General features: G+C 65.4%; 6 protein-coding genes and 1 pseudogene. 4 read left to right on the forward strand and 3 right to left on the reverse strand.

All coding sequences use genetic code 11. The features are described 5' to 3' along the window. Positions 1–65 precede the first annotated feature (65 nt). A pseudogene (locus tag ACFPFQ_RS07340) lies at positions 66–226 on the forward strand (ISNCY family transposase); the annotation flags it as partial. Between the two features lie 87 nt (positions 227–313). On the opposite strand, the gene ACFPFQ_RS07345 reads toward ACFPFQ_RS07340, so the two are convergent. After that, the gene (locus ACFPFQ_RS07345; protein ID WP_379616113.1) at positions 314–1,219 is read right to left on the reverse strand and encodes a helix-turn-helix domain-containing protein; all 906 of its coding nucleotides are present in this window, start codon (positions 1,217–1,219) and stop codon (positions 314–316) included. 2,077 nt (positions 1,220–3,296) lie between these two features. Here ACFPFQ_RS07345 and ACFPFQ_RS07350 point away from each other — a divergent pair. After that, on the forward strand, positions 3,297–4,253 hold the full coding sequence (locus ACFPFQ_RS07350; protein ID WP_379616115.1) for an OmpA family protein: 957 nt from the start codon (positions 3,297–3,299) through the stop codon (positions 4,251–4,253). A 19-nt stretch (positions 4,254–4,272) separates the two neighbouring features. Further along, complete coding sequence (locus tag ACFPFQ_RS07355; protein ID WP_379616117.1) at positions 4,273–5,658, forward strand: hypothetical protein; 1,386 nt, start codon at positions 4,273–4,275, stop codon at positions 5,656–5,658. 792 nt (positions 5,659–6,450) lie between these two features. Here ACFPFQ_RS07355 and ACFPFQ_RS07360 read toward each other — a convergent pair. Next, on the reverse strand, positions 6,451–6,819 hold the full coding sequence (locus ACFPFQ_RS07360; RefSeq protein ID WP_379616119.1) for a tyrosine-type recombinase/integrase: 369 nt from the start codon (positions 6,817–6,819) through the stop codon (positions 6,451–6,453). A gap of 347 nt (positions 6,820–7,166) precedes the next feature. On the opposite strand from ACFPFQ_RS07360, the gene ACFPFQ_RS07365 reads away from it, so the two are divergent. Further along, a complete protein-coding gene (locus ACFPFQ_RS07365; protein WP_379616121.1) occupies positions 7,167–7,376 on the forward strand; it encodes a hypothetical protein in 210 nt (69 codons plus the stop codon). Between the two features lie 25 nt (positions 7,377–7,401). Here ACFPFQ_RS07365 and ACFPFQ_RS07370 read toward each other — a convergent pair. Beyond that, the coding region (locus tag ACFPFQ_RS07370) for a hypothetical protein (protein ID WP_379616123.1) at positions 7,402–7,705 on the reverse strand (304 nt) is incomplete at its 5' end.

A 7,705-nucleotide genomic window follows, 5' to 3' on the forward strand; every position in this document is an offset into this window, starting at 1 on the left:
CCCCGCACGAGCCAGGGTGGGGCCAGATCAGACCATCACAGTGGGGCCAGATGGGGTTGTCATTCTCAGTCAAATGGCGAACCGGCTGCGAAGCCCGGATCAGCACCCTCAAGCGGCAGTACGGCTGGGACCGCACATGCCTCGATCACCTCGCAGGGGCCCGGATCTGGACCGGGCACGGGTCCTGGCCCACAACCTGGTCAAGATCGCCGCCCTCGCGGGCTGATCGACCACGAAACAGAGATCAACACCACTGCGCCGTCGCCAGGATCGACCCCACATCCGCAACGCGGCCTATTTCAGGTCGAAGTAGCTAGGTGAGTCCACTTTGATCGTCGAGTAGCTGTCGGATGAAGGCCGCCGACTCTGATTCGCTGAGGCTGGATGCTACGAGCTGATCGAAGTCTCGGCTTGCTCGCGCAATAGCATGGTCATCGTCGTGCTGAGCAAGTCCAAGGTGGGACTCAAGGAAGCATACGCCGGGCAGATTGTTGTCGTACTCGAAGAGTACCCACGGGCATTCCATGCCGCTGCAGATCTCCGCCGATTCGGGGAGTATGCGTATGCTGACGTGTCCTGGTTCATCGGCGGGTCGCGCGGCGTCGGCTTCGATCGCGCGCAAGAGCACGTGAGCTTGGTCTCGCATCACTCGCGGCGATCCGACTTGCTGCTTGAAGGTTAGTTCGTGCAGCACGGCATGAACTTCAAGCGGCGGTTGTCCTTCCCGGCCTTGGATCATGCTTTGTCGTTGTAGTCGAAACTTCACCATCGCGGCGAGCTCGTCGTCGGACTTGTCGGGGTTGAGCTTTCTAGCTACGATCTTGGCGTACTCTTCGGTCTGGAAAATGATGGGGACGTTCGTTATAGTGTAGATCTTTGCAACCTTTGCCTGCGCCTCGTATGCGACATAGGTGGGGTTGCTTTCGCGCTCGGCGCCGGGATATCGGCGCCACCATCCCGGCCTGCGCCCTGCGCGAGCCCACGAGGTCAGATCCTTGCCGAGTTTCGTGTCCTGCACCTTGTAGTAGCGAACGAGCGCGTTGATCGTTAGCGGGTTGGCTGTTCCCTGGGCGTTCTCCAGCCTCGAGAGCGTCGATGTGCTTACTTCGGTCTCTGCAGCCAGCTGCTCCAAGTTGAGTTCATGCGACTCTCGGAGGTGGCGTAGTTCCCGTGCGATGAGGCGTCGCGGGATGACGGGCCCGTCGGCCAGCGTGGTCACCTCTGTGCCTCCAGGGTGGTGTCGGGTGCTCATGCTCCCTGCCTCTTCGGGCCTGCGGATGCTTGGTCGTGTGCAGTGTGCTCACGATGGGCAACCCCCATATGAAACTCCCATAGTTGATTCCCGTACAGGCTTGCCACCCGGGTGGAGGTTCGGGTGCGCGCCGTCGGAACGTAGCGCTGGGCTCTCGCGCCCGCACGGAGCCGCGTCGTCGTTGGCGTTGATCCCAGCCCAGCTGGGTGGGCTAGCCAGGTTCGCGCACGACCAGTCACCACTGCTAGCCAGCTGACCTGCGTAGATGCGGCGAGTCGAGGGCTCCCAGATGGGATTCCCGAATCTGATTCCCGTTCATGACTTCCCGTTTGCATGCCAACACTTCTACTCTTCGTGGTGGATCGGCTGCGCATCGGGGTCGCAGCCGCAGGGCAGCGGCTCAACCTCTGTGCCGCGGCGAGGAGCACGAAGTGACCGAGCGTCGCGTTCACATCGAGCCGCACCAGCCCGACAGGCGAGGCCGTGATGGCTAGGGCCAGGACTCGTCGCGACCGCACGACCGCCACTGATGCTGAACCGGCGTCGGAGCAGAGTGGGACCTCGGGCCTCGAGCGGTTCGTCCTTCGGTGGCTGTCCGAGCGGTTGATCTCACGATACTTCCGGACGGTTCGCCGATACTGCGATCTAGGCGCCTCCCCGCCGATGCCACCACCAGTCACGTTGGGTAAGCGCCGAGCGTTGCTTCCACGGCGCGCGGGGTCAGCCGCAGCGCTCGTGCTCGTGATGACCCACGCCGTAGGCCTGCTGGCTCTGGACGCGACGTCGAGGCCCCCCGTGCTCGTTGTCCTGGGCAGCCTGACGACGATCGGAATTGCAGCAGCGTTCCTAGTGGGCCACCTCCTGTCAGCGCTCAAGACGCCAGAACCGGCGGAGTTCGCTGACGCGGTCGCATCCTTGAAGGCGGTGGCCCCCCTGATGGTAGTGGCGAGTTTGGCCTCAGCTGGAGCAGGAGCTCTTTACAGCCCAGGTATGCGTTGGAGCGGGGCGTTGGTGCTTGGCTGCGGCCCCCTCGTCGTTGCCTACGTCGAGGCCTGCTCGACTCATCCTCTCGATCGGGCGGAACGAAGTGCCTACCGAGTTGCCACGCGTGACCGACGACGCCGATTGAGGTGCGAACGCCGTGCCGTCGCAGCGGTGCATCGGTGGGGGCGCGCACATCGTGCGCTTGGCCGATGCGTTGAACGGACCTCGGTTCGTATGGAAGCGCGAGCCGAACGTCCTGCCAAACGCCACCGACCGCGCGGGTACGACAGCCTCGGAAGACCCCGGGCCGTGCTCGTGAGGCTCGCCCCAGATCCGCGAGCTGCGGCAAACGCTGCATGCGCCATCTGCGACCTCCAAGGGGTGTGAGATCGATGTCGCGAACCGGGATGCGCTGGGCCACGACGACCCGCACATTGCTCGCTGCAGCCAATGGTCGCAGCCTGCCGGCGCCGTGCGGTGCAGGGGATCCCCAGCCGTGGACTGACGAGCTCGTCTCCGCGCGACGGCGGCCAGCCACGTTGCTTCCCGGCCGCTCCCAGGGCCGCGTTGTGCAGAGTCTCCGCTTGCTGCGACTTGCCTCTGATCGCGGGCGACTGCCGCGACATGACTATTACTTGTCGGTGGCTGAAGACCAACGATTCGGACCCGCGACAACGAGCCGCAGCAGACGGCGTCGCCCTGGGTTCACCCGTGTTCAGGCTCCTGCACGAGCCGTTCCGCGAGGTCGAGCCACGTCACACGGAATGCCCGCGAAGGAGGAGGAGACGTGACAGTGCGGTCGCAAGTCCGCGTAACCCGGGGCCGCAGGGGTCGTCACACGCCGGCCCGGCTTCCTCCTATTGCTGTTGCTGTTGCTGTCGTCGTCATGGCCGGGCTTGTTGTCGCCCTCGTCGCACGGGTCGGGTCCCAGGGTGACAGTGGCCGTGGCTCTACGCTGATCGTTGCTGATCAGGTGACTCAGGGTGAGGCTGCGCCTGTCGTCCCGTCCGGTCTGCTGGACCGCGCTGATGCTCTCGCCGTAGGTGGAAGCAGCCGGCTGGTGATCCTGCAAGCGGCCGGCGATGGCGCTCGTCAGGTCGGGACGCCTATTCCACTGCGTGTCGAGCGCGAACCAGGCCACCTGGACAACGACCCAGACTCCCGCCGTGCCGGCGTTTCCCGGCTTCTCGATTCAGCTTTCGCCGTGGCCAAGTCCACGCCGGCGCTGGGCGACGGCCGAGACCTTGTGGGGCTACTTACTGCGATCTCCGCGACGCGTGGCGACGATAGCGCTGAGGTATGGCTGTCCACGCTGGGGCTCGGGACCGTCGCTCCTGCCGACGCGCGAGTACTGATGTCATCCGACCCGACGCAGGCAGCTGATTCGGTGGCGGCGGCGTTGCCCTCAGGCTTGCTGCAACGGACCACTGTGCACCTGGTTCTCAGCGCACCCGTGGGTAACCAACCTTGGTTCAACCCCCGGACGAATGCATGGAGATCCACGTTCGTGGTGGATCTGCTGCGAGATCTCGGTGCGATCGTTGATTCGGTGCAGGAAGACCTGACAACCCGGCCCAGCCGACCCAATGCGCCGCCGGCACCGGTTATTGACAATTTGCCGGAGACCAACCCTCGCCCGGCCTCTGCTCCTGTTTCGTCTGGAGCGCCCATGGCGGTTCCCCTCGACAACGCCGCACTCTTCGAGCCGGATACTGCGACCTTCGTCGACGGCGAAGCAGCTGTTGTCAACGCGCTGTCCTCGCTGATCGACGCAGTACGCTCGGGCCACTATGGCCGCGTCGAGGTAACGGGCCGCTGCGCGAGGTTCGGCGCCGCCGAAACCGCTCGCGAGTTGAGCATGCACCGCGCCATGGCCGTCGCTGATCTGCTGCGGCGCGCCGGCGTACCCGTCGAGGGCGCCGACGTCCACGGTCTTGGATTCGATGCACCCCTGCCCCCAGACCCCCAAGCCGCCACGAACAGATCTGTCACCGTCACGACCTATCCACGCGACTGACGATCCGAAGGAGCGAGCGATGTTGCCTAACAGTGAACGACTCCAGATCCGGGCTGCTGAGCCATTCGATCCGGTCAGTGTCTATGTCGCCAACACCATCATCGACTCCGCGGTTGCCGCTGGCCATCCCGACGACGCAGCGGTGGCGGCCGCGACACTCCGCGGCCCTGGCGCGGCAGCCGCCATCCAGAGTGCACTTCACCGTGCTGACGGACCCGTCGACCACGTCCACGCCCTCGACATCGCCGCACTCGAATTCGCGACGTCCGCCGTAACGCACGCCGCAGACGCCTACCGTGACGCCGCCACCCGGGAGGCCCTACCGCGAGAAACAGTCAACATGCTCGACGGTGCAGGTCTGACACGTGGTCAGGTTGCGGGCGGCCTGCACGATCGGCAACGCGCAGCCGCACGCAACGAGGAGCGCGGCAATTTCGAGCACCGTGAGAGCCCGCCCGTACTACTGATGCGCGTGTTATGCGCGGTGACGCTCAGCACCATCGACTTCTTCCTGTTGCTCGTGCCTGTCACCAACGCATCACTCTCGGAGCCGTTGAGCATCGCTTATGTGCTGGGGCTACTCGGTCTGCTCATTCTCATGAACGACACCTTGCCGCTGATGACCGGCCACGCGTTCCGCAACCACCGCGAACAGCTACACGCTGTTTGGGACAACGTCGGTCCCAGCGCGGTGAAAGTACAGCGGAAGGACGCCGACCGCGGCCGCACCGCCGCAGGGCAGGCCGATCTGCGACGCCTCCGTGCCACCGCGCTCAACAGAACCATATGGTCTGCAGCGTTAACCGTTGTCGTCCTAGTCTATGGATCGTTGATCTTCACCAGAGTACTGAACCTCGCGACCCGCTTGGGAACGGCCACGCCGCTCACGGCTGGGCTGGCCGCGGGTCTCGTCACAGCGTGCACCGTTGCCGCGCCCCTTTTCCTCACCTGGCGTTGGAGCCGGGGCAACCGGCTCGGCGACCAGGTTCGCGAGTTTGGAGCGCTGACCGCTGAGAGCAGCGCGCTCGCAGAGCAACTGGCCCAAACGGCGGTGGACGCCGTTGTGGAAGCTGAGCTCGCGATAGGGAACGCTCGTAGCATGATCGTCATCGCCGATGAGGATGGAGCTCGGGCAATGAGCGCCGTCAACGTAGGCCTGCAGTTGGCGTCTGACCGCCTCGGTCAACCCGACGTAGTCGTACCCGCGTCGGCGAACGTCTTTCCGATTTCGCGGGAGGCACGTGACCACGCGGAGGTGCTCCTTGAGCGTGCACAGCGGCAGATCGTCGAGATCGATGCCATGCTTAAAGTCGATCCGTTCCCGGCGAATGGCGCCGCCCCAGACCCGTGGAGCGGTCGCCATTGCACTCGACCTGGTCGGGCCGTCCCAGTTCCAAGAATGTAGCCCGTTCAATGGCGGGCGCGCCGCCATCATTTCGAGACGATCCTGCACAGGCTGTTCCGAGTCCGCGAGACGGGTCATGCTTCACAGAATCTGATGCCTATCGTCGGGTTAGGGCGGAGTCACCACGAGGCCGGCGATCGACCGCTCAGCTCCGTTTACTTGCTCGATCTTATCGTTCGTTCTGATCGTCTGCGTTCCAGACTCTACGACGGCGGACGAGTGTGACTGGCCACGTCCTGGTTTTGCTGGCAGCCTCAAGCTGCCGAGGAAGTCGGCGGATCCAGAGCGTCGCGTACCATTACATCTCGGTGACTCGTAATCGCGCGAGGCCCCAGACGAGCCGTTACGGTCGAGGCACCGCGCGCACGCCGGAGCCCGACGCGCAGGGTGGTTCCCGGCCTGCACCCTGGCAGGAACCGGTCGACATGCGAGGGAATTGGCCACGTCGCACCGCCCCAGCACCCGCGGATGTGAGCGTCACTGGTGGCACCGAGCAGCGGGTCGCCGGTCGCCCCCGTCGGCTGCCACGACGGCGCTGCTGCATTGACTATTTGAGCTGGAGCAAATCTGGAGCACGGGTATGCGTTGTGCTGCCGTGATCGGTGTCGAACAGTGCTGAACTGCACCACCGCGGCCTGCGGTTTCGCTGTTTCCGCAGGTCAGATGCCTCTTCGGGCTGTACTGGCAGTCAAGGGGTCAGGGGTTCGAATCCCCTCAGCTCCACCCAGGTCAGAGGCTCATAGAGCGATCTTGACGGGTGGATTTCTCTCCACCGAGTGACTATCTGAGTGTCTATCCCGCGTCAGCCGTCGGGAACAGTGCGTCCATGCTCTCGGCGCCTTCTTCCAGCACGGGGCGGAGCTGGTGACGGTAGACCCGTTCCGTGACCGTCGTGCCGCTGTGGCCGAGCAGGCGGGCGATCTGTTCGATCGGCATGCCGGAGTCCGAGAGCAGCGAGACGAAGCTGTGGCGGAGTTCCCGGGGCGTCCAAGCGCTGGCGTCGAGTCCAGCGGTTCGAGCGACGGCCCGGAAGGCGCGGCGCACGTTGTGGGCATCCATCTCTCTGCCTGAGCTGGTGGGGAACACCAGTGCGTCCAGCTGTGGCGCTCTCCCGAGTCGGGCCCGGTGAATGGTGAGCGCGTTGACGCACCGGCGGGGCATCGCGAACCGTCGTCGAGACTTCTTGGTCTTGGTGTCGCCACCCGCGCGGTCGGAGCGCAGTACCGAGATCGACGGCCACCTGGCCGCTGGCCGCCACCTGCAACCTCGTGTCGCGGCGCGTCGCCCTCCGTCGCGGCCTCAGCGGACACCTGAGCCTCTGCCGCCGGCGTCTCGGGCATCTCCCTCGGCCGCCCCGGCGGTCTCGTCCTCGACCGCAGCAGCGGCCTCCTTGTCCGGCATGGCGGGCACCGTACCGACCGGCGAATCGGGGTGTGTCCGGATTAGCCGACGCACAGCTCGGGACCCCGCGCCGACCGGGCTCGTCCCGGCAGCTCTACCGTCGCGAGGTGACCGACGACGAGATCCAACGCCGAGTCGGACCCGCTGACGGGCCGGACTACGAGAACCTCCACGCCACCGTCGTCGACGCCATCAAGCACGTGGCATCCGCGCAGTCGCTCGAGAACGGTGCGCACGAGGCACTACAGCGGCTGAGCGATCTCGGCCTGCCCATCCCCGTCCGCCCGCCCGACGACCCCTTCGCGGACCGCCCGTAGGCACGAGCAGCTGCCCCGCCGTGACTCAGGGCTTCGGGCAGAGCACCTGATCGGCGACCGCGCCGGTCTGCTTGTCTAGAGCGGTGATGGTCCCGGCCGCCTTCACCGCCGGGTACGCGGCGCCGTAAGCGTCGTCCTGGTCGATCCCCGCGATGATCACGGCGCACATCTGCCGGCCCGAGAGCTCTGCGTTGTGCCAGCTGACCTCGTCCGACCCGTTGCCGAAGACGTATCCGTACTTCGGGTCGGCCTGGTTAAGCCTCAGAGGGTGTTGTCGAACCTGGGTGATCAGTCCGTGAGGTCTTCTGCTAACCGGCGGGCGGCCTCGG

The organism is Pseudonocardia sp. GCM10023141 (assembly GCF_042653605.1).

Bases quoted from the DNA above. Each gene is read 5' to 3' on its own strand.
- ACFPFQ_RS07355 (WP_379616117.1), top strand. From the start codon at position 4,273: ATGTTGCCTAACAGTGAACGACTCCAGATCCGGGCTGCTGAGCCATTC.
- ACFPFQ_RS07360 (WP_379616119.1), bottom strand. From the start codon at position 6,819: ATGCCCCGCCGGTGCGTCAACGCGCTCACCATTCACCGGGCCCGACTC.